Raw genomic sequence first — 26,627 nt, forward strand, 5'->3', positions numbered from 1 at the left:
GGGGCGCGCGCACATTTCCACGGGACCCGCCGTACCCGACGCCGGTGTGGCCGGGCGCGGAGAGTGGTCCACGTGCGCCCATCCTATCCCGTGCCGCCGCCCCGGGCGGGGCTCGGGCTAGCCTGGGTCGCACGCATCATCGATGACGGCGTGACATGCGCCTACGACGAGAAGGGCAGGCACCGTGGAGGTCAAGATCGGCATCGCCGACAGCAACCGTGAGCTCGTGTTCAAGACCGGGATGGAGCCCGACGACGTGCACAAGCGCGTCGAGGCGGCCCTGACCGCGGACGCCGAGGGGATCCTCGAGCTCGAGGACGAGAAGGGCCGTCGCTACCTTGTGTCGACCGACCGGGTGGCGTATGTGGAGATCGGCGAGTCCGCCCGGCGACCGGTGGGCTTTTTGTCCTGACGCCGGCGACCGTCCGTCCGCCGACCGTCCGCCGAGCGTCCGCGCTCCCGGGCGGGCGGGCCGCGCGCGGCTCGGGGTCAGGCCTCGGGTGCGGGCCGGTCACCGCCGTGGCGCGGGATCTTCGACAGGCCGCCCCAGCACAGGGTGACCGTGGTCGAGACCGCGTCCTCGCGTGGGATCGGCCGACCGGCGTCGAGCCAGTGGCCGGCGCTGACCCGGCTGGCGCCGACCAGCCCGACGGCGAGCAGGCGCGATCGGTGCACGTCGAGGCCGGAGTCCCCCCGCACCAGGTCGTGCACCGCGTCGATGCACCCCTCGGTGGCCCGGTCGAGTTCGCGGCGGACGTCCTCGTCCCCGGACTCCGAGTAGAAGACCAGTCGGAAGCCCCGGGTGTCGTTGTCGGCGTAGGCGAAGAACGTGTCGACGGCCGCCTCGACGCGGCGGCGGTTGTCGGAGGTCGAGTCGAGCGCGGCCCGGATCCGGCCGAGCAGCGCGTCCACGTGGTGGCGGAGGACCTCGATGTACAGGTCCCGCTTGGAGTCGAAGTGCTGGTACAGCACCGGTTTGGACACCCCGGCGAGGACGGCGATGTCGTCCATCCCGGAGGCGTGGAAGCCCTGCTCGACGAACACCGTTCCGGCGGCGTCGATCAGCTGGCTTCGCCGCGCGCCGCGGGGGAGCCGGGCCGCTCGGGCGCGTCCCGGGGCGGCCGGGGCCGGTCCGTCCGGGCTCGTCATCTGGTGGCTCCTTCTCCGCCCGGGCGAGAGTCGACAGCCGACCGGGTCAGACGGACAATACCTGCACCTGTGGAGTGCGGCGGGACGCGCCTCACCCGGTATGTGGGATCGTGGAGACCGTGATCGGCAGTGGCCGATCGTCAGCGGACGTGGAGGTGTACGGATGAGCGACGGCCGTCGTCGGACGCCGGCCGGTGCGGAACCCGGCGCGCGTCAGCGGGCACCGTACTACCCGCCACACGGTGAGCCGCTGCGCGCGCCGTGGGACCCGGAGGAGTCGACCCCGGGGCGCCGCCGGTCGGTGCCCGGGTCCCGGGACCACCTGCGCAAGCAGACGCCGGTCGGGCGGTTCTTCGCCACGTGGGGCTGGCGCGCGTACGCGATCCCGGTGCTCGTGGTGCTCACCGCGCTCGTCATCGCCGACGCCGTCGTCTCGCCGGACGCGCAGCCGGACGACGGGGCCGTGCGGGCCCAGGAGACGCCGGCGATCGTCGGTGCGCCCGCGGCCGGCGAGGTGCCGCCCAGCGGCGAGCTGCCCGAGGGCGGCCCGTTCGTCGAGGCGGCCGGTGGGGAGTTCCGGCTCGTGCCCGGCGGGACCGACCCGGTCGGGCGGCCGACGGCGGAGCAGTTCACCTACACGGTGGAGGTCGAGGACGGGATCGACACGGTCGACTTCGGCGGGGACGACTCGGTCGCCCGGATGATCGACGCGACCCTGGCCAACCCGAAGAGCTGGACGGCCGACGGGGCCGTCGCCTTCCAGCGCATCACCCGCGGCGAGCCCGCGTTCCGCGTCTCGCTGACCAGCCCCATGACGGTCCGCGAGAACTGCGGGTACGACATCGAGCTCGAGGCGAGCTGCTACAACTCGGCGACGGGGCGCGTGTACCTCAACCTCGCGCGCTGGGTGCGGGGTGCGCGGTCGTTCGAGGGGGACATCGGCTCCTACCGGCAGTACCTCGTCAATCACGAGGTCGGCCACGCGATCGGCTTCCCGGCGCACGAGCCGTGCCCCGCGGACGGCGCGCTGGCGCCGATCATGATGCAGCAGACGTTCGGGGTGAACAACGCCGAGATCCACCGGTTGGATCCCGAGGGCGTGGTCCCGGACAACGACGACACGTGCCGGTACAACGCGTGGCCGTTCCCCGACGGCGCGACGGTGGCGCGATGAGCGCCGCGGGTGGGTCGGCGGACCGGTCGCTGCCGCCGCTGGTGGACCCGGTGCCCGAACTGAGCGCGGAGGAGCGGGCGCGGTACTCGCGGCACCTGCTGCTCGGGGCGATCGGCGACGAGGGGCAGCGGCGCCTGCGCGCCGCGTCGGTGTTCGTCGTGGGCGCGGGTGGCCTGGGCGCGCCGGTGCTCATGTACCTCGCCGCGGCCGGCGTCGGGCGGATCACGGTCGTCGACGACGACGAGGTGGACCTCGGCAACCTGCACCGGCAGGTGATCCACTCCGTCGGGGCCGTCGGCCGGCCGAAGGTGGACTCGGCCCGGGACCGGCTGGCCGAGTTGGCCCCCGGCGTCCGGGTCGACGCCGTGCACGCCAGGCTGGACGCGCTGAACATCGGTTCCCTGCTCGAGGGGCACCACCTGGTGATCGACGGCAGCGACAACTTCGCGACCCGCTACCTGGTCTCCGACGCGTGCGAGATCGCCGGGATCCCGCTCATCTGGGGGACGATCGACCGGTTCCGGGCACAGCTCGCCGTGTTCTGGTCCCGCCCGCCCGCACCGGCCGAGGCGGTGACCCTGCGGGACCTGTACCCGGCGCCGCCGCCCGCGGGCTCGGTGCCCAGCTGCGCCGAGGCCGGGGTCGTGGGTGCGCTCTGCGGCACGGTCGGGTCGATGATGGCGATGGAAGCCGTCAAGCTCGTCACCGGGGCGGGGCGGCCCCTGCTCGGCCGTCTCGTCCTCATGGACCTGCTCGAGTCCACCAACCGGACGGTCACGGTCCGCCCGGACCCGTCGCGCGAGCCGGTCACCGAGCTGCCGGACGGCGCCGGGGACGTCTCCTGCGAGCTCCCGGATCCCGGGCTGCCGGAGGTGCCGACCGTATCCGCGACCGACCTCGCGGCGGAGCTGGCCGGGTCGGGTCCGACCGGGTCGTCCGGACCCGGCGCGGTGGCACCGGTGCTGGTGGACGTCCGCGGGGCCGGCGAGAGGTCGATCGCGAGGATCGACCCGTCCGTGTGGGTGCCGCTGGACTCGGTCGCCGAGGTCGCCGGGGACCCGACGGGCGTCCTCGGCCGGGCGGCCGAGCGCGGTCCGCTGGTCGTGTACTGCAAGTCCGGGGTCCGGTCGGCGCGTGCGGCGGCGACCCTGTCCGCCGCCGGTTTCCCCGGCGTCCGGTCGCTCGCGGGCGGCATCGAAGCGTGGACACGCGACGTGGACCCGTCCCTGCCCGGGTACTGACGACCGGGGTGGGTACCGTGGTCGGCGTGAACGACGTGACCGTCCCCGAGCACGTCCGCGGCGCCTTCGGCGTGGCGGACGGCACGGCCTCCCCCGTGGTCGCCGGTTCCGGCACGGGCTGGCTGATCCCCGCGCCGGGCGGCGCCGTGGTGCTGCGCCCCGTCGCGGACACGGCACTGGCCAACTGGTCCGCCCGGGTGCGGGAGGAGCTCGACGTGACCGGGCTGCGTGTCTCGCTGCCGGTGCGGTCGCGCGACGGCCGGCACGTCGTCAGCGGGTGGCGCGCCGACCGGGCCGTGTCCGGTCGGCCCGAGGCACGGGCGGACGAGACCATCGCGTGGTCGGCCAGGATCAACGCCGCCCTCACCGAGGTCGAGCGACCCCGGCTGGTTCGTCGGCCCGCCACGCGACCGTGGTCCGAGACCGACCTGTTCTCGTTCGCCGAGGCCGCCGCCTGGGACGGCGATCCCGAACACGATCTGGCGCCCGGGATGGAGGACCGGGGCACCCCCTTCGCCACGCATCGCGCGGCCGCCCTGCTCGGGGCCACCGGACTCATCCGGCACCGGCGCCCGGTCACGGTCCCCGGCGCGGGCGTGGTGCACGGTGACCTCGCCCGGGGCCTGCTCTTCGACGCCTCCGCCGAGCCGGCGCTGTCCGACGTCGTGCCCTACGCACGGCCGGCGTCGTGGTCGGCGGCGGTCGTCGCCGTGGACCACCTATCCTGGGGAACGGTCGACGCCGGCGTCCTCACACGGTGGCGGCACCTCGAGCACTGGCCCCAGATGGTCCTGCGGGCGGCGGTCTTCCGTCTCGCGGTGCACGCGCTGCACCCGGGATCGAGGCCCGCGGCGATGGACGGGCTCCAGGCCATGGCCCGGCAGGTCGGCGAGTTCGTGGCGGACACCGCCGCGTGAACGCCCGCTCCCCGCGGGCTGGATCCCGCCGTGGCGCCGTCACGTTCCCGCTCGTCGCGTTCGTCGGCGTCGTCCTCGTCTCGCTGAACCTGCGCACCGCCGTCACCTCGCTCAGCCCGCTGCTCGGGGTGATCGACGCCGAGATCGGCCTCGGTGCCGCCGGCATGGGCCTGCTCGGGATGATCCCCACCCTCATGTTCGCGGTCTGGGGTGTGCTCACGCCGATGGTCCTCAGGCGGGTGGGCCTCGAGGTGCTCACCGTGCTGGCGATGATCGCCGCCGCGGTGGGGCAGGTGATCCGCGCCCTCGCGCACGACCCGTGGCTGATGGGCGCGGGGTCGCTCGTCGCCCTGGCCGGGATGGGCATCGGCAACGTCGTCGCCCCGCCCCTGGTCAAGAAGTACTTCCCCCGGCACGTGGCGGCCGTGAGCATGGCCTACATCACCGGACTGCAGCTGGGCACGGTGGTGCCGGCGCTCGCGGCCGTGCCCGTCGAGGAGGCCGCCGGGTGGCGGGTCTCCATCGGCTGGTGGGCGGTGCTGGCGGTCATCGCTGCCGTGCCGTGGGTCGTCGAGATCCTGCGCCCGGGCACACCGACCGACGCCGGCGCGCCCGCCACCGGCGCACCGACCGGCGATCCCCGGCCCGCCACCGGCGAGGCGTCCGCGGGGGGCGGCGCCGGGGCGGCGACCGCGACCGCGCCGGCGCGCCGCATCCGCCCGTGGCGCTCGCCCGTCGGCGTGGCGCTCGCCCTGTTCTTCGGCACGAATTCCCTGTGCACGTACGCGTTCTTCACGTGGCTCCCGGCCGTGGCGGAATCGATCGGCATGACACGCGCCGAGGGCGGCCTCGCCCTGGCGGTGTACTCGGCGATCGGACTCGTCGCCGCGCTGGCCGTCCCCTACATCGCGGGCCGGTTCGAGGACCCGTACGCCGTCGTCGTCGTCTCCGTCGTGTCCTACCTGGGGGCCTTCGCCGGCCTGCTCTGGGCGCCCGACCTCGCCCCGTGGCTGTGGATCTGCCTCCTCGGCGTGGGGCCCAGCACGTTCCCGCTCTGCCTGACCCTGATCAACCTCCGCACCCGCACCCAGGCCGGCTCGGCCGCGCTGTCCGGCTTCTCCCAGGGCGTCGGGTACACGGCCGCGTGCCTCGGGCCCATCGTGTTCGGGGTGCTGTTCGACGGTCCCGGGCTGGCGTCCGGGCTGGCGTTCCTCACCGTCGTGCTGCTCCTCATGCTGATCGTGTCGCGGACCGCGTGCCGGCCGAACATGCTCGAGGACACCCTCCGCTGACGGTCGGCCGTCGTACCGGACCGGTCACTCCGGGCGGGGGTGCGATGTCGGAGTCGTGTGGTCTCATCGAGCCGTGACAGCGCCCGCCCCCACTCCATCCGCCCCCGCCCAGCCCACCACCGGATCCGGCCGGCCCGACAGCAGCCGGACCTGGCCGGCCGGTCTCGGCGACCTCGTCGGCCGTGACTGGAGCGCCCCCCGCGCCGGCAGGCAGGACCGGTGGGTCGTCCGCGGCGGCCCGGGCAGCGGCAAGACCTCGCTGATCGTCGACGTGGTCCGCGCCGCGGTCACCGGCGGTGTGGGGATGGACGGCGTACTCGTGCTCACCGGTTCGGCCACGGCCTCCGCCTCGCTGCTCGAGGAGGCCACCCGCGGGATGCCGCCGGAGCTCGTGGTGGGCACCGACGCGCCGGTACGGACGGTCCACTCGCTCGCCCACGCCGTGGTGCGGCTCGCCGCCGCCCGTGCCGACGCCCCGCCGCCGAGGCTGCGTACCGGCGCCGAACACGACGCACTGGTGCGCGAGACCCTGCTCGGTGAGCTGTCCGACGGGGCGCCGCACTGGCCCGAACAGATGCGTCCCGCGCTGTCCACGGTCGGGTTCGCGCGCGAGCTGCGCGACCTGCTGCTGAGGTCGCTCGAGCGGGGGATCGGGCCCCGCGAGCTGGCGCGGCTCGGCCGCACGGCGGGCCGGCCGGCGTGGGTGGCGGCCGCGGGCTTCTTCCGCCGGCACGAGGAGCAGATGGCCCTGCGGTCGGGCGTGCGGGGCGCCCAGGCGGACGTGCCGGAGGCCCTCAACGCCGCCGAGCTGGTGGGCGCCGCGCTGGATGCGCTGACGGCCGACCCGGAGCTGCGCGAGATCTTCCGCTCCCGGCGCCTCGTGGCCGTGGACGACGCCCATCACCTCGATCCGCTGGCCGCGGAGTTCGTCGCGACGGTGGGCGGCGGCGCCGACGTCCTGCTCGTCGTGGAGGACGGCGACCAGTCGGTCTTCCGGTTCCGCGGCGCCGACGGCGGCCTGGCGCGCGCAGTGATCGAGCAGGGCGGCCGCGCGGTCGACCTCCCGGTCGGCCACCGCATGTCCCCGGCCGTCACGGCGGTCGCCGCGCGGATCGCCTCCCGCCTGCCCGGGGCCGCCCGCCACCGGCCCCGCGAGGCGCACCCCCGTGAGGCGCACGGTGGACCGGACGGGAAGGTGGGCGTCGGCGTGGCCGGGTCGGCCGCCTCGGAGGCCGCCGTCGTCGCCGACTTCCTGCGCCGCCGGCACGTCCTGGACGGTATCGACTACGGCGAGATGGCAGTGGTGACCCGCTCGCTGCCGCGTGTGGCCGACGCCCTGCTGGCCGCGCTCGACGCCGCCGGCGTCCCGGTGGTCGACGCCGGCGCCGAGATCCCGCCGGCCCACGACCCCGTCGCCTCGGCGCTGCTGCTGTTGGTGCGCTCGGCGCTCGAGGGCGCCGAGGGCAGCGACGCCGAGCGGGTCCTGGCGCTCCTGTCGGGGCCGATCGGCCGCGCGGACGCGGTGGCCATGCGTCGTCTCCGTCGCGGACTGCGCCGCTCGGGGATCGGCGGGACCGAACCCAGCGCCGAGACCCTGCGGCGCCTCGTCCTGGTGGACGAGGACGATCTCCCCCCCGGGCTCACCGCCGTCGAGCTCGCCCCCGTCACCCGGGTCCGCCGCGCGCGCCGGGCCGTGCAGGCCGAGCTGCGCGCGGGAGGGACCGCCGAGGAAGTCCTCTGGGCCGCGTGGACGGCCTCCCGGCTGGAGCGCCGCCTCGTCCGGCAGGCGGTGGCCGCCGACCCCTGGTCGCGATCCGCGGACCGGTCGCTCGACGCGGTCGTGTCCCTGTTCGACCACGCCGCCGACTTCGTGGACCGGGTCCCCGGAGGCTCCGTGGGACTGTTCTGCGACGTCGTCTCCGGCGAGGACCTGCCCGCGCCGCGGCGCGCCGACACACGCGCACGGGGCGGCGCGGTGAGCGTGCTGTCCGCGCACGCCGCGGTGGGCCGTCAGTGGCGTGCCGTCGCGGTGTGCGGCGTCCAGGACGGTGTCTGGCCGGCGCCCCGCCGCCGGTCCGGCCTGCTGGGCATCGACGAGCTGGTCGACCTGACGGAGATCGCCGGGGACGGACCGGTGCCGTCCGAGGCGGAGCGGGCCGTGTCCTCCGCGGCCGCCCGGTCGGCCGAGGAGCGCCGCCTGTTCTACGTCGCGTGCTCCCGCGCCAGCGAGCACCTGCTCGTCACCGCCGTGGAGTCGCCCGAGGAGGGCGACGTCGCCCCCTCCCGCTTCATCGACGAGATCGCCGACCTGGCGACCGTCGCCACCGCGGTCGCGTCCCCCGGCGCCCCGGTGGGTCCGTCCCGCCACGCGCCCACCGTGTTCTCCCTGCCGCACCTGGCGGTGGATCTCCGGGCCGCGCTCCACGACCCGTCGACAGACCCCGCCGACGCGCGCCACGCGGCCGGCCTGCTCGTCGGCCTCCGCGACGCCGGGGTGGAGGAGGCGGACCCCCGCACGTGGTTCGGCGCCACCGAACCCTCCACGGACGCGCCGCTCACACCCGACGCCCCCGACCGGCCGATCGCGGTGCTCTCGCCGTCCGGGTTCGGGGCCCTCGAGGAGTGCCCGCTGCGGTGGTTCCTGCAGTCGGTCGGGGGAGACTCGTCCGACGCCGGATCGGCCGCCCCGCTCGTCCGGGGGTCGGCCGTGCACGCCCTGACCCAGGCCGTGGAGGGCGGTATCGACGAGGACACGATCCGCTCGACCGTTTGCCGGCGGGCCGAGGCGCTGACCCTGTCCCGCGGGTGGTTCGCCGAGCGCGGGGCCGAGACGATGGTGGAGATGGCCGAGACGTTCCGCAGGTGGCGCTCGTCCACCCGCGACGAGTACACGACCGCCGCGGTCGAGGAGCCGTTCGAGTTCGACGCCGGCGGCGGGGTGCGGGTCCGCGGGCGGATCGACAGGCTCGAGGCGACCTCCGCGGGGCAGGTCGTCCCCGTCGACGTGAAGACCTCGGCCGCGGCGGCCAGCAAGAAGGACGCAGCGGTCAATCCGCAGCTGGCCCTGTACCAGCTCGCGGTCGCCCGCGGGGCGGTGGCCGCCGCGGACGGTCGCGAACCCGGAGGCGGGCTCCTGCTCTACCTGGCCGGCCGCGAGGGCCGGATGCCGACCGAGCGGGTGCAGGACCCCCTCGGGAGCGACGGCGCCGAGGCCCTGGTCGATCGCGTTCAGGAGGCCGGCCGCGCGACCGTCGGCCCCCGCTACACCGCGCGCGTGGGCCGGTGGTGCGAGCACTGCAGCGTCAGATCCAGCTGCCCCGCGCAGCCCGAGGGGAAGCAGGTGATCGGGTGACCGCGACGATCGACCCGGCCGCCATCGCCGACGCGCTCGGCATCCATCGACCCACCCCCGAGCAGGCCGAGGTGATCGCCGGGCCGACCGAACCCACTCTCGTATTGGCCGGGGCGGGCGCCGGCAAGACGGAGACCATGGCGGCCAGGGTCGTGTGGCTGGTGGCCAACGGACACGCGCGACCGGGGGAGATCCTCGGCCTGACCTTCACCCGTAAGGCCGCCCAGCAGCTGTCCAGGCGGATACGCCGCCGCCTGGACGCGCTCGCCCGCAGCGCGCTGTGCACCGGGCCCGGCGCGGACCCCACGATCGCCGAGGCGATCCGCACCGAGGACCCGCAGATCTCCACCTATCACGCCTTCGCCGGCACCCTGCTCGGCACCTACGGGCTGCTCGTACCCGTCGAACCCGACTCGCGGCTGCTCACCCCGACCGCCGCCTTCCAGCTCGCGCACGACGTGGTGTCGAGGTGGGAGAGCCCGCTGACCACCGGATCGAATCCCGGCACGGTGACCCGCGACGTGCTGGCCCTTGCCGGGCAGTTGTCCGACCACCTCGTCAGCACTGACGACCTGCGCGCTCACCCGGACCTGATCACGACCCTCATCGCGACCCTCCCGCCCGGTCCGCGGCAGAAGGCGACACCCACCGCGTGGCTCGGGAGGACCGCCGAGATCCAGGGCCACCGCGAGGAACTCGCGGACCTGGTGGACGCCGTCGCGGCCCGCATGCGGGCGGAGTCGGCGCTCGACCACGCCTCCCAGATGGCCCTGGCCGCCACCGTCGCCCGCGACCACCCCGAGGTCGGGCTCGCCGAGCGCCGCGCGTTCCGTGTGGTGCTGCTCGACGAGTACCAGGACACCGGGCACTCCCAGCGGGTGCTCCTGTCCTCCCTGTTCGGCGCCGGGGCCGACCCGGTCCCGGCCGTGACCGCGGTCGGCGACCCCATGCAGTCCATCTACGGGTGGCGGGGGGCGTCGGCGTCCAACCTCGACCGGTTCCGTGAGGACTTCCCGCTGCCAGGGGGACGCCCCTCGCATCTCAGGGAACTCACGACCTCGTGGCGCAACCCGCCGGAGGTCCTCGCGCTGGCCAACCGGATCACCGCGCCGCTGCGCGACCGTCCCGGATCCATCCCGGTGCCCGAGCTCCGCGCCCGGCCCGGGGCCGAACGCGCCGACCTCAGGGTCGCGTTGCTCGACACGGCCGAGGACGAGCGCGAGTGGCTCGCCGACACCCTCGCCGACCGGTACCGCGCGGCGGAACGGGCCGGTCGCGTGCCGACCGCGGCGGTCCTCGTGCGTCGCAACGGCGACTCCGCCGCCATCGCCGAGGCACTGGAGGCCCGCGGCCTGCCGGTGGAGATCGTCGGCGTCGGCGGGCTGCTCGACGTGCCCGAGGTCGCCGACGTCGTCGCCCTGCTCACCGTGGTCGCCCGCCCGGGCGCCGGCCCCGCGCTGCTGCGACTGCTCAGCGGCTCCCGGTTCGCGCTCGGCGCGGCCGACCTCGCCGCCCTCGCCCGACGCGCGTCGCAGCTGTCCCTGCGCAGGCCCGAGACGGCCACCGGGGCCGTCTCCGACCCCCGCGAACTCGACGACCTCCTCGACGCCCTCGCCCGCGGCGAGGAGACGGACTCGGCCGGACTGGCCGACGCGCTCGCCGATCCGGGCCCGGAGGACCAGTACAGCCCCGCCGGCGCCCAGCGGATCAGCGAACTCGCGGCCATCATCTCCGGGCTCCGCGCCCGCGCGTCCGCGCCGCCCGCGCGGCTCGTCGCGGCCGCCGAACAGGCCCTCGGGCTCGACGCCGAGGTCCGCCTGCGCCAACGCGCCGGCGGTGGCGAGGCCCGCGAACAACTCGACGCGCTCCAGGAGGTGGCCGCCGGCTTCCGGCCCGAGCGCGGAACCGGGCTGGACGCGTTTCTGGGGTACCTCGACCTCGCCCGCTCCATCGACGGCGGGCTCGCCCGCGGAGAGGTCGCCTCCACACCCGGCCGGGTGCAGATCCTCACCGTCCACTCCGCCAAGGGCCTCGAATGGGAGATCGTCGCAGTGCCGCACCTGGCAGAGGGCGTCTTCCCCTCCGGCCAGCCACCGCAGACCTCCGTCCGCGCCGCGACCCAGCTGCCCGAGCAGCTGCGGGGGGACCGCGAGACCGAGGACAACCCCGGAGGGGTGCCGGTCCCGCGACTCGACGGCGTGACCGACCGCAAGCTGCTGGAAGAGGCGCTGGGGAAACACATCAAGCGCGTCGAGCGGCGCTCGCTCGACGAGGACCGCCGACTGTTCTACGTCGCGGTCACCCGGGCCGAGCAGACACTGCTGCTGTCCGGATCGCACTGGCTGGGATCGGCCACCACGCCCAAGGGGCCGTCGGAATTCCTGAAGGACGTGCTCGACGCGTGCGGGGGAGAACCACCGCTCGGGGTGATCGACCACCTCGTCGTCACACCCTCTCCCACGAATCCGGCCACCGCGGGCACCGTCGAGGCGACGTGGCCCCGCGAGGCCGCGCCCGACCGCCTCGCCGCCGCGCGGGCGGTGGAGGCGGCCACACCCGTGGACCCGGAGGCCCAGGCGCCACCGGAGTCGGGGCCCGCCCGGCGCTGGCACCTGGCCGCGGCGTCCCTCCTCGCCGACGCGCGGCGGGCCGCGCAGCGCCGCGACGAGGTCCACCTCCCGCGCCGTCTCACCGCCGGGGAGATCGTCGCCATGGCGACCGACCCCGCCGAGTTCGCCGACCGCCTCCGCAGGCCCGTGCCGTTCCGCCCGGACCGGTTCGCGCGGCGCGGCACCAGGTTCCACGCCTGGCTCGAGCACCGCTACGGCGCCACCCACCTGCTCGACATCGACGACCTGCCCGGCGCCGGTGACCAGGGTGCCGTCGACGGATTGTCCGAGGCGGACCTCACCGCCCTCCAGGAGGCGTTCGAGGCGTCGCGGTGGGCGCGGATGACGCCCGAGGCCGTCGAGGTGCCCTTCGAGGTCGGCCTGGGCGGACACCTCCTGCGCGGCCGGATGGACGCCGTGTTCGCCGACGGCGACGGATGGATCGTCGTGGACTGGAAGACCGGGCGCGTGCCCGCGGAGCGGGACATGCCCGCCGTCGCCCTCCAGTTGGCGGTCTACCGGTACGCGTGGGCGCAGGTCGTGGGGGCCCGCCTGGGAAGGACCGTCGAGCTGGGCTCCGTCCGCGCCGCGTTCCACTACGTGCGCTCCGGCCGGACCATCGAACCGGCGGACCTGCCCGACGCCGATGAACTGCTGCGTATCCTCTCCGAGGGCCCCGGCCGGGGTCGGTTGTTGTCCGAGAGTGGTCGATAGGCGACGATTCTCCTCGATGACGGTGGGCTCAGCGGGGGTCCGCCAGCGGAAACGGAGTCCCATGGTCGAGAAACGCGCACTGGCGTCCCGGTTCCGTGGCAACGATCCACTGGACGAGAGCCCCGACCACGCCCTCGTGGGTGTCGTCAGCATCCCCGAGAACGTCGGGAGCCCGTGGCGGCTGATCGGCAAGCGCGTCCTCATGGCCCTCGTCGCGCTGTGCCTCAACGTGCTGGTCGTCTGGGCCGACCGCGGCGGCTACTCCGGCGGCGGCGGGCCGAACGGTGAGATGACGCTGATCGACTGTTTCTACTACTCGACCGTCTCGCTCTCCACGACCGGCTACGGGGACATCACCCCGATTACGCAGCAGGCCCGGCTGATCAACACGCTCGTCGTCACGCCCCTGCGCCTGGTGTTCCTCATCCTGCTCGTCGGCACCACCCTCGCCGTCCTCACCGAACAATCCCGTCAGGCCCTGAAGATCCAGCGTTGGAGGAGCGTCGTGCGCAACCACACCGTCGTCGTCGGCTACGGCACCAAGGGCAGGTCGGCCGTCGCCGCCATGCTCGCCGACGAGATCGCCCCCGACGACATCGTCGTCGTGGACACCGACCCCCAGGCGCTCAAGGTCGCGGCCGCCCACGGGCTCGTCACCGTCCACGGGTCGGCGACCCGGTCGGACGTGCTCAAACTGGCCGGGCTCACCCGCGCCTCCGCGGTCGTGGTCGCCACCAACTCCGACGACACCGCGGTGCTGGTCACGCTCACCGCCCGCGAACTGGCACCCCACGCCAAGATCGTCGCGACGGTCCGTGAGAGCGACAACAAGCACCTGCTCAAGCAGTCCGGCGCCGACTCCGTCGTGGTCTCCGCCGAGACCACCGGCCGGCTGCTGGGCCTGGCCACCATCACCCCGACCGTCGTGGGCATGATGGAGGACCTGCTCACGCCCGACGAGGGCTTCTCGATCGCCGAGCGCCGCGTGGAGGAGTCCGAGGTCGGCGGTTCACCGCGGCACCTGGCCGAACTCGTGCTGGGCGTGGTGCGCAAGGGGCAGCTGCTCAAGGTCAACGAGCCGGAGGCGGACGCGTTGGAGGCCGGCGACAGGCTGCTCTACATCCGGATGGTCGCGGGCTGATCCCCGGGTCGGCGCCGTCCGGCCGGTCCGCCGGACTACGCTGATCGGCGCCCCTCACGACCGGCGAAAAGGACCCGTCACGATGCCGCTGGACTTCACCCTGGACTCCGATCCCGTGCTGTCGGTGGCCGCGCCCGACCGGGCCGCCCCGCTCCGGCAGGACGCGGACGGACTCGCGGCGGGATGGGCCTCGGCGAGGATCATGAGGGTCGACCGGCGGAACCGGTTCGCGACCGAACCGACCGCGGGTGAGCGCAAGCGGATCCGGCTCGAGCCGGCCCTCGACCACGCCGACCGACTGCCCGAGGACGCGGTCTTCCTCGGACGCACCGACGACGGCCGACACATCTGGGCCGTGCCCGTCGAGGAGCTGCCCGACAGCCCCGCCGTGAGCAACCTCCGCGCGTGCGGGGCGGACCTGGTCGAAGGAGACGGATCGCTGGCCGCGCAGGCCATGGCACTTCTCGGGTGGCACCGCGACAACGTCAGGGGCCGGCAGCCGGACCACCACCCGCGTCGGAAGGAAGCGGGGTGGGCCATCGAGGACCCCTTCCACGGCGGACTCGAGTACCCGCGGACCGATCCCGCCGTGATCTGCCTCGTTCACGACGGCGGCCGGCAGGTCCTCCTCGCGCGGCAACCGGTGTGGCCGGCGGGGATGTACTCGCACGTGGCCGGCTTCGTCGAGGCGGGCGAGTCCCTCGAGGGATGTGTGCGCCGGGAGGTCACCGAGGAGGTCGGTGTGGTCGTGGACCGCGTTCGCTACCTGGGCAGCCAGCCCTGGCCGTTCCCGCGCTCGCTCATGGTCGGGTTCCAGGCCTTGGCGGACCCGGAGGCGCCGATCCTGCTCGAGGACGAGGAGATCAGCGAGGCCGCCTGGTTCGATGTCGACCGGGTCCGGGACGCGCTGGCCGGTCGAGGTGACCTCATGGTGGCCCCGCCGGTGTCCATCGCGCACGTCATGCTGCGCTCCTGGGTCGCGGCCGTCGACCGCGACGGCGGGGCCTGACGCGAGGAGGCGCCGCCGACCCGGCCCGGCGGTGCCCCGCGTACGACCGGGCCTCAGGCGCCGGCGAGCTCGGCGAGCTTCGCGCGCACCTGGGAGGCCGGCGGGTTGGTGGCCGTGGTGCCGTCCGAGTACAGGGCCGTCGGCACTACCCGGTTGCCGCCGTTGACGCTCTCGACGAACGCCGCCGCCTCGGCGTCGGCGTCCACATCGATCTCCGTGTAGCCGATCTCCTTCTCGTCCAGCAGCTTCTTCAGCCGCGTGCAGAACGGGCACCACGAGGTGGTGTACAGGGTCAGGGCGTCGTTGGTCGTCACATCGCTCATGACGGGGTGTAACGCCCACGCCGGTGGGAATCATCCCCGGGGGGAGGCCCCCGGCGCGGTGTCCGACACGGATGCCACGATGGGGGCGTGAGTGAGACGGGGCGCGGCGGCCGGGAGAGTGGCCAGGAAGGCGGCCGGATGGGCGGCCAGGTCGGCGGACGGGGAGTCGGGCGCCGAGGCGGTGCGGAGTCGGCTCTGGAGGGCCTGGACCCGCAGCAGCGTCGCGCCGTGCTGGCGCCCCGCGGACCCGTCTGCATCCTCGCGGGTGCGGGAACGGGCAAGACCCGCACCATCACCAGACGCATCGCACACCTGGTCACCACCGGACACGTCCGCGGGGACCAGGTGCTGGCGGTGACGTTCACCGCCCGCGCCGCGGGGGAGCTGCGCATGCGCCTGGCGGGCCTCGGCGTCGCGGACGCCGGGACCGGGCCGGTCCAGGCGCGGACCTTCCACTCGGCTGCCCTGCGCAACCTGTCCTACTTCTGGCCCCGGGTCTACGGCGAGGAGCCGTGGCAGCTGTTGGACGGTCAGTTCCGTGCGGTCGCCCAGGCGGTCAGGCGAGCCGGACTCGATCCCGCCACCGAGACGATCCGCGACGTGCTGACCGAGATCGGGTGGGCCAAGTCGAGCCTGCTCACCCCCGACAGCTACGCGGAGCAGGCGGTCGCTCTGGGACGGGACCTGCCGGTTCCCGCGCCCGAGGTGGCGCGGGCGTTCCGGGCGTACGAGGACCTCAAGGTCTCCGGCCCGGTCCGGATGCTCGACTTCGACGATCTCCTGTCGCACATGGCGGAGCTCGTGGAGGAGGTGCCGGCCATCGCGGAGGAGTTCCGGGACCGGTACCGCTGCTTTGTCGTGGACGAGTTCCAGGACGTCACGCCGGCCCAGCAGCGGCTGCTCACCGCATGGCTGGGTAATCGCGACGACCTCACGGTGGTGGGCGACGTCAACCAGACGATCTACTCCTTCGCCGGCGCCGAGCCCGACTTCCTCCTCGGCTTCGCCGACCGCTACCCCGGCGCGACCGTCGTGAAGCTGGAGTCCGACTACCGTTCGACCCCGCAGGTCGTGGACCTGGCGAACGCGGTGATCGGCGCCGGAGCCGGTCGGTTCCGCAGCGCCGGCCTCACGCTGCGCGGTATGCGGCCGCCCGGGCCCGAGCCGGTGCTCGCCGAGTACGCGGACGAGGATTCGGAGGCCGACGCCGTCGCGGCGGCCGTCGCCGACCTAGTGCACGGCGGGACCGATCCCGCGGAGATCGCCGTGCTGTACCGGGTCAACGCCCAGTCGGAGAGGATCGAGGCGGCTCTGGACGAAGCCGGCATCGGGTACCGGCTCAAGGGTGGCGAGGGCTTCTTCGAACGCCCCGTCGTGCGCCGGGCCATGTCGGCGATCGACCGCCTCGTCGACGGCTCGGACGAGGCGATGGCCGGCGCCCACGCCGGGTTGACCGACCCGGCGGACATCGTCGCGGTCATCCGGCAGGCGCTCGAGCCCCTCGGCCTGACCGCCGCGGAACCCTCCGGCACCCAGGCCCGCGAGACGTGGAACTCCCTGAGCGCGCTGGTGGGACTGGCGGAGGAGATCGCCACCGCCGAGAGCCGCCCGGGACTGCTCCCGGTCGTGGCCGGCCTGAGGGAACGCGCCGCCGCTCGGCACGCGCCGGACGAGCGGGGGGTGACGCTGGCGTCGATCCACGCCGCCAAGGGCCTCGAATGGGACGCGGTGTTCCTCATCGGCGTGCACGAGGGCAGCCTGCCGATCAGCCACGCGATCAACGCCGGGCCCGACGCGATCGAGGAGGAACGCCGCCTTCTCTACGTGGGCATCACCCGCGCCCGCGAGCACCTGTCGCTCTCGTGGAGTCGCAGCCGCCGCGCGGGGGGGCGAGCCACCCGGCGGCCGAGTCGCTTTCTCGATCCCGTCCGTCCGGCGCAGGCCCCGGCAGCCGCCCGGCGGTCCACCGACTCGTCCGACAAGGGACGTTGCCGCGGCTGCGGGGAGAGGCTCAACGGGCCCATGCACCGGGCGCTCGGCTTGTGTCCCGACTGCTCGGTCGAGGTCGACACCGAACTGTTCGAGCGGCTACGCGAGTGGCGTCGCGAGACCTCGGAACGGATCGGTAAACCCGCCTACACCGTGTTCACCAACGAGACCCTCGCACAGATCGCCCGCGACCGTCCCGCCGACACGAGGTCCCTGGGCCGGATCGGCGGGATCGGCGCGCACAAGCTCGGTGAGTACGGCGACGACGTGCTCAAGCTGGTCCGCGGCACCTGACGGCCGATCGGCGGCCTCGAACGACCGGCGGCCTCAGTCCTCGTCGGGGAAGATCTCGGGCATCCAGCGCCGCACGATCTCCCGGTAGGGCGCGGACGCCTGGAGTTGGCACAGCATGCCGACCGACGCCGACAGCACCCGGTGGATCAGCACGAACTCCCGGGGCAGCGCGAACGAGCGCGAGGTCCGGAACTCCCGACCCGAGACGTCCCCGTAGACGGCCATAATGCCCTGCATCCACGCGCGGTCGAAGTGGAACACCGGCTCGCGCATCGGCTCGATGAACGGGTTGAGGAACGCCATCGCGTCGGCGGGATCCAGCCCGCCCCGCCCCACGTAGCCCGCGCGGGTCATCACCCTCACGAGCTCATCCGCGTCATCGGCCAGCGCGTGCCGCAGCATCGAGGTCAGCACGGTCGGTATGCCCTCGGGGAGCGGGATGGACGCGCCGAAGTCCAGCACCACCAGGCGACCGTCGTCGGCCAGCAGGAAGTTGCCCGGATGCGGATCGCCGTGCATCAACCGCGCCCGCACGGGGGAGCTGAACTGGAACTCGGTCAGTAGTTCCCCGGCGAGATTACGCTCCTCGGGACTGCCGTCGGCGGAGATCCGACTCAGCGCGCGGCCGTCCGCCCACTCGGTGACCAGCACCTTGGGCGCGGAGGCCAGCACGGAGGGGACGTGGAACTGGCGGTCGTCGCGGAACGCGGCCGAGAAGATGCGCTGGGTGTCGGCCTCGGTGCGGTAGTCGAGTTCGCTCACCGTGCTGTCGTACAGCTCGTCGATGATGCCCCTGATGTCGGTCCCCGGGTTGAGCGGGCGCAACAGCGGGGCCAGTCTGCGGAGCTGGCGCAGGTCCGAGCGCAGGGCCTCGTCGGCCCCCGGGTACTGCACCTTGACGGCCACCTCGCGGCCGTCGGACCAGACGGCGCGATGCACCTGGCCGATCGAGGCCGCCGCGGCGGCCTCGCCGTCGAACTCCGAGAACCGCTCCCGCCACCGCAGCCCGAGCTGGGCGTCCAGGACGCGTTCCACCTCGGCGGCGGGCATGGGCGGGGCCTCGGACTGGAGCTTGGTGAGCGCCTCGCGGAACGGCTCGGCGTACTTGTCCGGCATGCCGGCCTCGAACACGCTCAGGGCCTGCCCGACCTTCATGGCGCCGCCCTTGAGCTCTCCGAGGACGGCGAAGACCTGCTCCGCGGCCTGGTCGGCGAGCTCCTCTGTCAGATCCCCCTCGCCCCGCCCGAAGGCGCGGCGTCCGAGCGATCCGGCAGCGCGGCCGGCGATGCCCAGTGGTAGTCCCGCGAGGCGTGCTGCGCGGCGGGACGAGGTACGGGGTAGATCGGACACGCCCCAATCATGACAGAGGATGGGCCCCCGGGGCGGCCCCACAGTCGCAGCCCTCGACGGCCGGCCATTCGATACGACGCCACAGTCCCTCGGCCGGGTTGATCTCGACGGAGGCGCCGACCGTCTGCATCCGACCGGTCGGTTCGCGGGTCGCGGCGACCTCGGCCAGCACGAGCGCGGCCGCGGCGGTCAGGGCGGGGACGCCGGCGTCGGGGGAGTGTCCGATGAGCTGGGCGGCGACGAACGGCCAGCGTGGGTCCCTGCGGGCCCGGAACAGGTCGGTGCACCGCAGGCACGTGCTGAGTCCGGGCACGACGGTCGGTCCCACCACCACCCTACCGTCGCGGCAGTACACGTGCATGTGCGCCTGCCCGCCGCGGCTGAGGGCGGTCGTGATGACGGGGTCGACGGAGACGGTGCCGGTGAGGATCACGAGGTCGGGTGGCTGTCCGCGGCGGTGCCAGGGTGGCCGTTCGGCGTCGAGCGCCAATCCGGGGGTGGGTCCGGTGCTCACCCGGCATCCGTTGACGGACAGCGGTCCGCGCAGGACCTCGGAGACCTGACCGGAGCCCAGGATGTGGACCCGGCGGACGGGGGCGGGCCGCGCCCGGGCGGGCGTCGCGGAGGGCGCAGGCGTGGAGCGCGCGGACGTGGAGCGCGCGGGTGTGGAGGGCGCGAGTGCGGGTGCGCTCGGGCCGGGCGCGTCGAGGTGGACGTGCCCGAGATCGGCCAGGCGGGCGAGGATCCGTGCGACGGCGGTCCGCCCGGTGGCGTCGATCCCGGCGCGGCGGGCGGCCGAGTCGAGGTCGGCCCCGCCCTCGAGCCCGGTGAGCAGGGCGGCGAGGCGGCGGGCGTCGACGGCGGCCGGCGCGTCGACGACCACCGCCCTGTCCGGCGCGAGCCCGACCTGCACGCTGCGGCCGTCTCGAACGACGACCACGGTGCCCGGACGCAGCGTCGCGCGGATCGGCGACGAGGTGCCGAGAGGCGACGAGGTATCCGGACGGACGGGCCCGGTCGCGGTGGCCCCGACCTCGGCGGGCGCGGCGATGACGACGCCGCGCGGCGGCTCCGTGGCACGTGGCGGCTCCGTGGCGCGCCGGGGTGCGTCGGCGGGCGCGGTGAGCGGGGTAGGCGGGGTCACGGGTGTCATCGTGGCACGTGATCGCCGGGGCACCGGGCCCGCCGGCGGGGTTATCCACAGGCACGGGAGGGCGGATCGCGCGTGTGGACGGCGGCCCGCGAGGGCGCGTCGTCCGGTGGTCTACCGTGGTCGGCGTGCCGTCAGCCCCTCGCCCCGCCGGCCGATCCGAGGACACCGCCCCCGGCGGTCCGGCCGCGGCGTCGGCGCTGCCCACGGACCCCGACGACCCGCGGATCGAGATCCGGCGGTCGCGGCGCCGCAAGCGGACGGTGTCCGCGCGGGTGGAGGGGGAGACGGTGGTCGTGCTCATGCCGGCGGGGCTGCCCCGGGCCGAGGAGCGACGCCTGGTCTCGGACATGCTCGGCCGTCTGGCACGGTCGGGTCGCCGTCGGGGTCCGAGGGTGTCGGACGAGGACCTGATGCGGCGGGCCTCCGGGTTGTCGGACAGGTGGGTGGAGGGGCGCCCGCGGCCGTCGTCGGTGCGATGGGTGCCGTCGATGACCACGCGGTGGGCGTCGTGCTCACCGGCGTCGGGGGAGATCCGGATCAGCGAGGCGCTGCGGGACGTCCCGGCGTACGTGCTGGACTACGTCCTCGTCCACGAACTGGCCCACCTCGTGGTGCCGGGCGGGCATCCGCCGGAGTTCTGGGAGGTGGTGCGCCGCTTCCCGCGCGCCGAGCGCGCGATGGGGTACCTCGAGGCGTACTCGCGGGTCCTCCGTGGCGCCGCGGGCGCACCCGGGGGCGGGGACGCCGCCCCCGACGACGGGGGCGGCGGTGCCGGCGAGGGAGTGGGGGACCTGATCGAAGGAGACGACGACGAGGCCGACTCGCCCTGACCGGCCCCGCCCGGGGCCGAGCGGGCGGGTCAGTCCGCGTCGCGCGGCCCCTCGGAGCCGGTGCCGTCTCCACCGATCCCGCCGCCGGACTCGCGGAGGAACCGCTCGATCTCGTCGACGCCGCCGGAGTCGCCGCTCGAGTCGTCGAGGAGGCGGTCGATCACGGCGGCCGGGTTCTCGAGGTCCTCGCCGACGGGCAGCAGGTCGGGGTGGCTCCACAGACCGTCGCGGCGTTCGATGCCGACGGCCTCGCCGACCCGGCGCCACAGTTCGGAGGCCTCGCGGGCGAGCCGCGGGCGCAGTTCGAGCCCGACGAGGCTGGCGAAGGCCTGCTCGGCGGCCCCGCCGGTGGCGCGGCGGCGCAGCCACATCTCGCGGAGTTTGTCGGCGCTGGGGAGCCGGTCGCCGACGGCGGCCGTGACCACGGCGTCGACCCAGCCCTCGACGAGGGCGAGGAGTGTCTCGAGGCGGCCGAGGGCCGCCTCGTTGACGTTGGTGACCTTGGGGCCGATCGCACCGGCGCCGCCGGAGAGCAGTTCCTGCAGCTTGGCCGGGTCCTGGAGCATCGACGGGTCCAGCCCGGAGGCGAGGTCGTCGAGCCCGGAGGTGTCGACGCGGATGCCGCGCGCGTACTCGTCGACGGTGGCGAGGAAGCGGGCGCGCAGCCAGGGCGCGCCGGAGAACAGTCGCAGGTGGGCGGCCTCGCGCGCGGCGAGGAACACGACGACCTCCTGGCGGGGCAGTTCCAGCTCGTCGGCGAACGCGTCGATCGCGGCGGGCGAGAGGGCGGCCACCCCGTCGGCGCCGAACGGGATGCCCACCTCGGAGGAGAAGAGGACGGCCGGGGCGAGCTTGCCGAGTCCCTGACCGAGCTGCATGCCGAAGCCCATGCCGCCCATCTGGTCGAGCATGCCGAGCAGCGGGCCGGCGAGCTGGCGGGCCTCCTCGGGCATGGCGCCCTTGGTGGCCGAGTTCATCTGCTCGGCGACCGGGGTGCAGATCTTCTCCCAGGTGGGCAGCGACTGCTCGACCCACTGCTGCGGGGTCCACGCCTCGGTGCGGTGGACGCCGGAGGGGAACAGGGTGGTGTCGTCGAGCCACAGTTCGGCGAGGCGGACGGACTCCTGGACGGCCGTGCGCGAGGAGTCGGTGATCACGGGCGTGCGGCCGAGCGCCTGCAGGGCGACCGTCCGCGCCAGCTGGTAGTTGACGGGGCCAGAGCTGCCGGGGCCGGACATGGCCGATCCCATGGACCCGAGCATCTGCCCGAACTGGGAGAGCATCTGGCCGAGGTTGCCGAACTGCGAGGGGTCGAATCCGCCGGGGCCACCGGGGCCACCGGCGCCGCCCGATCCGCCGGGATTACGGTCCCGGTCGTCGTCGCGCCCGTCGTCGTCGGAGGCGGAGAAACCGAAGGGCTGGTTCATGCCACAACGGTACAGCGTGCAGGGGTGCGGGGTTCGGCCGCGACGCGGTGGCGGCCGGGCGCGGACTACCCTTGCCCCCGTGAGCCGCCGCCTCTTAACCGTCCTCGCCGCGCTGGTGCCGGCGGTCCTGCTGCTCGTCCTGGCGACATCGGCCACCGTCCCGTTGGTGTCGATGGGCCCGGGGCCCACTTATGACACTTTCGGGACGGCTGAGGTGGAGACCGAGAACGGTGAGGTCGAGCGGGTCCCGGTGATCGACGTGGTCGGCAGGCCGGCCGACGAGACCGCGGGGTCGCTGCTCATGACGACGGTGGCGGTGCGGGACCGTCTCACCCTGGTCGACGCGGCGCGCTTCTGGCTGGACCCTGCGCAGGTCGTCGTGCCGCGGGACCAGGTGTTCCCGCCGGACCGGTCGCGCGACGAGGTGCGTGAGTCCAACGCCGCGCAGATGGTCGGGTCGGAGAACTCGGCCGAGGCGGCCGCCTACCGCCACCTGGGGATCCCGATGCAGCCCCGCGTCGAGGGTGTGGAGCCCGACGGCGCGGTCGCCGGGCGTCTGGAGGAGGGCGACGTGCTGACGTCGATCGACGGGGAGCCGGTCGAGGACGCCACGTCCGTGGTCGAGCGGGTCGGCGAGCGCCGAGCGGGGGATGAGATCACGATCGGGTACACCCGGGACGGCCGGGAGGGGTCGACGACGACGAGGTTGCAGCCGGCCGGGCCGGACGGCGATCCAGACCAGGGCCGGCTGGGCATCCTGGTCGGTGACTCCCCGGCGGACGGCACCGACGTGGACATCACGGTGGATCCGGGTGTGGGCGGCCCCTCGGCGGGCCTGGTGCTGGCGCTGGCGATCGTGGACAAGCTGTCACCGGGGGAGACGACCGGGGGGGCGCGGGTCGCGGGCTCGGGCACGATCCTGCCCGACGGCACGGTCGGGTCGATCGGCGGCATCCGGCACAAGATCCGGGCCGCCCACGAGGCCGGGGTGAGCGAGTTCCTCGTGCCCGCCGCCAACTGTGCGGAGGCTGTGCAGGACCCTCCCGAGGGCATCCGGCTCATCGAGGTGTCGACCCTGGGCGGCGCGGTGGAGGCGCTGGAGACGGCCGCTTCCGGGGGGCGGCCACCGACCTGCGGCTGAGGCGGGGGTTTTCCGTAAGGTGGGGCCCACGAGCATGTCCGCCCCAGCAGTGCAGGAGCATCCCAGGTGTCCGTCCGCCCACCCGGCAACCCCCCAGGTCGGCCGATCGCGATCTCGCGTCGCGGTCGGGCCGTCGCCGTCGCCGTCGTCGTCCTCATCCTCCTCATCCAGGTCCTACCGCGACTGAACACGGCCTATACGGACTGGCTGTGGTTCGGCAGCGTCGACGCGACGAGCGTGTTCCGCACCGAGCTGCTCACGCGACTCGGGGTGTTCGTCGTGGTCGCGCTCCTGGTGGGGCTGGCGGTGACCGCCGGCATCATGCTGGCCTACCGCGCCCGTCCCGTCTTCCTCGCCCAGCCGGGGATGCCGGACGCGCTGGCCCGGTACCGCGCGGCCATGGGCGCCTCGCCCGGTAAGACCGTGTTCTGGATCCCGGCCGTGCTCGCCGTCCTGGCCGGCTCGGTCGCGCAGACCGGCTGGCAGACGGTGCTCGCGTTCTTCAACTCGACGCCGTTCGGTGAGACTGACCCGCAGTTCGGGCTCGACATCTCCTTCTACGCGTTCGAGCTGCCGATGTGGCGCGCGATCGTCACGTGGCTGATGGTCGCCATCGTGCTGGCGTTCCTGGCCAACCTCGTCACGCACTACATCTTCGGCGGTCTCCGCCCCGGCGCCCGCGAGGGTGCGCTTACCCGGGCGGCCCGCATCCAGCTGGTGAGCCTCGCGGGCCTGTTCGTCCTCGCCAAGGCGGCGGCGTACTGGCTCGACCGGTACGAGTTGCTGTTCAGCGAGAACGCCACGTTCACTGGCGCCAGCTACACCGACGTCAACGCCCTCATGCCGGCCAAGATCTTCATGTTCTCGGTGGCCCTGGTGTGTGCGGTCGCGTTCTTCTCCGCCATCGTCATCCGGGACCTGCGGATCCCCGCGCTGGCCACGGTCCTGCTCCTGTTCTCCGCCCTCGTGGTGGGGTCGGCGTGGCCGCTGGCCGTCGAGCAGTTCTCGGTCAACCCCAACCGCGCCGAGAAGGAGCGGGAGTACATCGCCCGCAACATCGAGGCGACGCGCGCCGCCTACGACATCGGTGACGACCGGGTGACCTACATCGACAACTGGGGTTCGGCCGACCCGAACCCCCGCGAGGCCGCCTCGGACATCACGACGCTGTCCAACGTCCGCGTGCTCGACCCCAACGTCCTGGCGCCGACCTTCACCCAGCAGCAGCAGCTGCGCAACTTCTACGGCTTCCCCGAGACCCTGAGCATCGACCGGTACACGATCGACGGCGAGATGCAGGACTTCCTCGTGGCCGCGCGCGAGCTCAACCCGGCGTCGTTGCAGGCCAACCAGCGCGACTGGATCAACCGCCACACCGTGTACACCCACGGCAACGGCTTCGTGGCCGCTCCCGCGAACCGCGTCAACGAGATCGCCGACGACGCGGGCTCGGACCGTGGTGGCCTGCCCAACTACCAGGTGTCGGACCTCGACGCGATCAACAACGGCGAGGACATGATGATCCCGGTCACGCAGCCGCGGATCTACTTCGGTGAGCTCATCGCCCAGTCGGATCCCGACTACGCGATCGTCGGTGACAACGGCGACGGCCCGCGTGAGTACGACACCGACGCCGAGCAGTACACCTACACCGGCTCAGGCGGTGTGCCGATCGGCGGGTGGGTCAACCGGATCGCGTACGCGTTGAAGTTCGCCGAGCGGAACATCCTGCTGTCGAGCCTCATCGGTGACGACTCGAAGATCCTCTACGACCGCGACCCGCGTGACCGCGTGCAGAAGGTCGCCCCGTGGCTGACCACGGACACCAACACGTACCCGGCGGTGATCGACGGGCGCATCAAGTGGATCGTCGACGGCTACACGACGCTCAAGACCTACCCGTACGCCGAGCTCAGCTCGCTGGAGGCCATGACCTCGGACTCCCTGAGCGACGGCAGCGGCCGCGTGTTGCCGGACGAGGAGGTCTCCTACATCCGCAACTCGGTCAAGGCCACCGTCGACGCCTATGACGGCACGGTGGACCTGTACGCGTTCGACGAGTCCGACCCGGTGCTGCAGACGTGGATGAAGGCCCTGCCGGGCATCGTGCAGCCGCGTGACGCGATCTCCGAGGAGCTCTCCGAGCACCTGCGCTACCCCGAGGACCTGTTCAAGGTGCAGCGCGAGCTGCTCGCCAAGTACCAGGTCGACGATCCGGGTCAGTTCTTCACGAACGACGCCTTCTGGTCGGTGCCGTCCGACCCGACGGTGACCTCGTCCATCCAGAACCCGCAGACCCCGCCGGCGGCCGGGCCCGGCACCGCCCCCGCTCCCGGGACCGCGGGTGGCCCGGCCGGGGCACAGACCGTGGACCGCGACGGCCCGAGCCAGCCGCCGTACTACGTGGTGGTCTCGGACCCGACGGACCCGGAGTCCGACGAGCCCTCGTTCCAGCTCATCTCCGCGTTCCGCGGGTACGAGCGCGAGTTCCTCGCCGCGCACATGTCGGCGAGCTCGGACCCGGAGACGTACGGCGAGATCACCGTGCGCGTGCAGCGGCGCACCGAGCCGCTGGCGCAGGGCCCGAACCAGGCGCAGGACATCATGATCGCCTCGCCGGCGATCGCCCAGGACCGTCGCCTGTGGGGTGAGACGGCGGAAATCACCGAGGGCAACCTTCTGGCGCTGCCGCTGGCCGGGGACTCGGTGCTGTACGTCGAGCCGATCTACACGCAGCGCAAGGACCAGGACTCCGCGTTCCCGCGTCTGCTGCGCGTGATGGTGAGCTACGACCGCGCGGTCGGGTACGCGCCCACCCTGTACGAGGCGCTGCAGCAGGTCGGTATCGAGACGGATCCCGACACCGTGCGGATCGACGAGACCGGTCAGGCCGAGGCCCAGGCGGAGGGCGGCACGTCGCGGCCCGCCGAGGGCACGGCCCCCCGCCCGTCCTCACCCGCGGCCGGCGGTGGCGGTGGTGGCGGCGACGAGGCCTCCCGTGAAGCCGCGGTGCGCGAGCTCAACGAGGCGTTGAACGCCGTCCGTTCGGCCCAGAGCGGGGGAGACCTCTCCGATCTCGGGCAGGCGCTCGAGGACCTGCAGGCCGCCGTCGACGCCTACCAGGCGCTCGGCAACGGCAACTGACGACCCGACTCCGTCCGCCCGGGCCGGTCTCCCCGTGTGACCGGCCCGGGCGTCGTCGTACGGCCGGCCGATTTGCCTTGTCGGTTCAGTGGCACGTAGTGTCATAGATGCAATCGACGCGGGGTGGAGCAGCTCGGTAGCTCGCTGGGCTCATAACCCAGAGGTCGCAGGTTCAAATCCTGTCCCCGCTACCACGTGCACGACGAAGGGCCCTTCCTCACGGAGGGGCCCTTCGTCGTTCGGGCGGGGTCGCTCCGGACGGCATCGCTCCGGACGGCATCGCTCCGCACGGCATCGGCGCCCCCGGCCGATTCGTGGTTCGCGGTCGCTCTTTGCTAAGGTCGTACCTGACCGAAGCGGAGCCGAGAGGGAGACCAC

General features: G+C 73.8%; 18 protein-coding genes and 1 tRNA gene. 14 read left to right on the forward strand and 5 right to left on the reverse strand.

The annotated features are described in order from the left end of the window. Positions 1-184: 184 nt before the first annotated feature. Positions 185-412 carry a DUF3107 domain-containing protein gene (locus VYL96_RS04910; RefSeq protein ID WP_131884965.1) on the forward strand — a complete coding sequence of 76 codons (228 nt, stop codon included), beginning with the start codon at positions 185-187 and terminating at the stop codon, positions 410-412. Between the two features lie 77 nt (positions 413-489). Here VYL96_RS04910 and VYL96_RS04915 read toward each other — a convergent pair whose 3' ends face one another. Further along, on the reverse strand, positions 490-1,149 hold the full coding sequence (locus tag VYL96_RS04915) for a TetR/AcrR family transcriptional regulator (protein ID WP_061228030.1): 660 nt from the start codon (positions 1,147-1,149) through the stop codon (positions 490-492). Positions 1,150-1,312: 163 nt separating this feature from the next. On the opposite strand from VYL96_RS04915, the gene VYL96_RS04920 reads away from it, so the two are divergent. The 8 genes from VYL96_RS04920 (at position 1,313) to nudC (ending at position 14,598) form a co-directional block, all read left to right on the forward strand. Then, positions 1,313-2,323, forward strand: coding sequence for a DUF3152 domain-containing protein (locus tag VYL96_RS04920; protein ID WP_083324505.1), 1,011 nt, complete (start codon positions 1,313-1,315; stop codon positions 2,321-2,323). Further along, positions 2,320-3,564 carry a ThiF family adenylyltransferase gene (locus VYL96_RS04925; RefSeq protein ID WP_131884964.1) on the forward strand — a complete coding sequence of 415 codons (1,245 nt, stop codon included), beginning with the start codon at positions 2,320-2,322 and terminating at the stop codon, positions 3,562-3,564. The genes VYL96_RS04920 and VYL96_RS04925 overlap by 4 nt, the downstream gene beginning before the upstream one ends. A gap of 26 nt (positions 3,565-3,590) precedes the next feature. Continuing rightward, complete coding sequence (locus VYL96_RS04930) at positions 3,591-4,481, forward strand: TIGR02569 family protein (RefSeq protein ID WP_063935684.1); 891 nt, start codon at positions 3,591-3,593, stop codon at positions 4,479-4,481. Then, a complete protein-coding gene (locus tag VYL96_RS04935; protein ID WP_063935665.1) occupies positions 4,478-5,773 on the forward strand; it encodes an MFS transporter in 1,296 nt (431 codons plus the stop codon). The genes VYL96_RS04930 and VYL96_RS04935 overlap by 4 nt, the downstream gene beginning before the upstream one ends. Before the next feature lie 73 nt (positions 5,774-5,846). Continuing rightward, positions 5,847-9,125, forward strand: a complete 3,279-nt coding sequence (locus tag VYL96_RS04940) for a UrvD/REP family ATP-dependent DNA helicase (RefSeq protein WP_243699564.1) — start codon at positions 5,847-5,849, stop codon at positions 9,123-9,125. Further along, the gene (locus VYL96_RS04945; protein ID WP_131884962.1) at positions 9,122-12,448 is read left to right on the forward strand and encodes an ATP-dependent helicase; all 3,327 of its coding nucleotides are present in this window, start codon (positions 9,122-9,124) and stop codon (positions 12,446-12,448) included. The genes VYL96_RS04940 and VYL96_RS04945 overlap by 4 nt, the downstream gene beginning before the upstream one ends. Positions 12,449-12,509: 61 nt before the next feature. Further along, positions 12,510-13,589, forward strand: a complete 1,080-nt coding sequence (locus tag VYL96_RS04950) for a potassium channel family protein (protein ID WP_131884961.1) — start codon at positions 12,510-12,512, stop codon at positions 13,587-13,589. Between the two features lie 82 nt (positions 13,590-13,671). Continuing rightward, positions 13,672-14,598 (forward strand): NAD(+) diphosphatase, encoded by a 927-nt coding sequence (gene nudC / locus VYL96_RS04955; RefSeq protein ID WP_131884960.1) that lies wholly within the window; start codon positions 13,672-13,674, stop codon positions 14,596-14,598. A 53-nt stretch (positions 14,599-14,651) separates the two neighbouring features. Here the strand turns inward: nudC and VYL96_RS04960 are convergent, their stop codons facing one another. Then, positions 14,652-14,921 carry a mycoredoxin gene (locus VYL96_RS04960; protein WP_043567235.1) on the reverse strand — a complete coding sequence of 90 codons (270 nt, stop codon included), beginning with the start codon at positions 14,919-14,921 and terminating at the stop codon, positions 14,652-14,654. Between the two features lie 138 nt (positions 14,922-15,059). On the opposite strand from VYL96_RS04960, the gene VYL96_RS04965 reads away from it, so the two are divergent. Beyond that, positions 15,060-17,204 carry an ATP-dependent DNA helicase UvrD2 gene (locus VYL96_RS04965; RefSeq protein ID WP_207913515.1) on the forward strand — a complete coding sequence of 715 codons (2,145 nt, stop codon included), beginning with the start codon at positions 15,060-15,062 and terminating at the stop codon, positions 17,202-17,204. Between the two features lie 33 nt (positions 17,205-17,237). Here VYL96_RS04965 and VYL96_RS04970 read toward each other — a convergent pair whose 3' ends face one another. Both VYL96_RS04970 and VYL96_RS04975 read right to left on the reverse strand, forming a co-directional pair. Then, positions 17,238-18,554: an ABC1 kinase family protein gene (locus VYL96_RS04970; RefSeq protein WP_131884959.1), complete on the reverse strand. Its 1,317-nt coding sequence runs from the start codon at positions 18,552-18,554 to the stop codon at positions 17,238-17,240. Between the two features lie 7 nt (positions 18,555-18,561). Continuing rightward, positions 18,562-19,698: a hypothetical protein gene (locus VYL96_RS04975; protein WP_243699563.1), complete on the reverse strand. Its 1,137-nt coding sequence runs from the start codon at positions 19,696-19,698 to the stop codon at positions 18,562-18,564. A gap of 134 nt (positions 19,699-19,832) precedes the next feature. Between VYL96_RS04975 and VYL96_RS04980 the strand changes: the two genes are divergently transcribed. Further along, on the forward strand, positions 19,833-20,537 hold the full coding sequence (locus VYL96_RS04980) for a M48 metallopeptidase family protein (RefSeq protein ID WP_329439323.1): 705 nt from the start codon (positions 19,833-19,835) through the stop codon (positions 20,535-20,537). A 29-nt stretch (positions 20,538-20,566) separates the two neighbouring features. On the opposite strand, the gene VYL96_RS04985 is transcribed toward VYL96_RS04980, so the two are convergent. Next, complete coding sequence (locus VYL96_RS04985) at positions 20,567-21,964, reverse strand: zinc-dependent metalloprotease (RefSeq protein WP_131884957.1); 1,398 nt, start codon at positions 21,962-21,964, stop codon at positions 20,567-20,569. Between the two features lie 79 nt (positions 21,965-22,043). Between VYL96_RS04985 and VYL96_RS04990 the strand changes: the two genes are divergently transcribed. The 3 genes from VYL96_RS04990 (at position 22,044) to VYL96_RS05000 (ending at position 26,443) form a co-directional block, all read left to right on the forward strand. Next, the gene (locus VYL96_RS04990; protein ID WP_131884956.1) at positions 22,044-23,105 is read left to right on the forward strand and encodes a YlbL family protein; all 1,062 of its coding nucleotides are present in this window, start codon (positions 22,044-22,046) and stop codon (positions 23,103-23,105) included. A 66-nt stretch (positions 23,106-23,171) separates the two neighbouring features. Beyond that, positions 23,172-26,249, forward strand: coding sequence for a UPF0182 family protein (locus tag VYL96_RS04995; protein WP_207913507.1), 3,078 nt, complete (start codon positions 23,172-23,174; stop codon positions 26,247-26,249). A 117-nt stretch (positions 26,250-26,366) separates the two neighbouring features. Beyond that, a tRNA-Met gene (locus VYL96_RS05000) sits at positions 26,367-26,443 on the forward strand. Positions 26,444-26,627: the final 184 nt, after the last annotated feature.

This window comes from Dietzia maris (assembly GCF_036287335.1).
GTDB lineage: Bacteria > Actinomycetota > Actinomycetes > Mycobacteriales > Mycobacteriaceae > Dietzia > Dietzia cinnamea.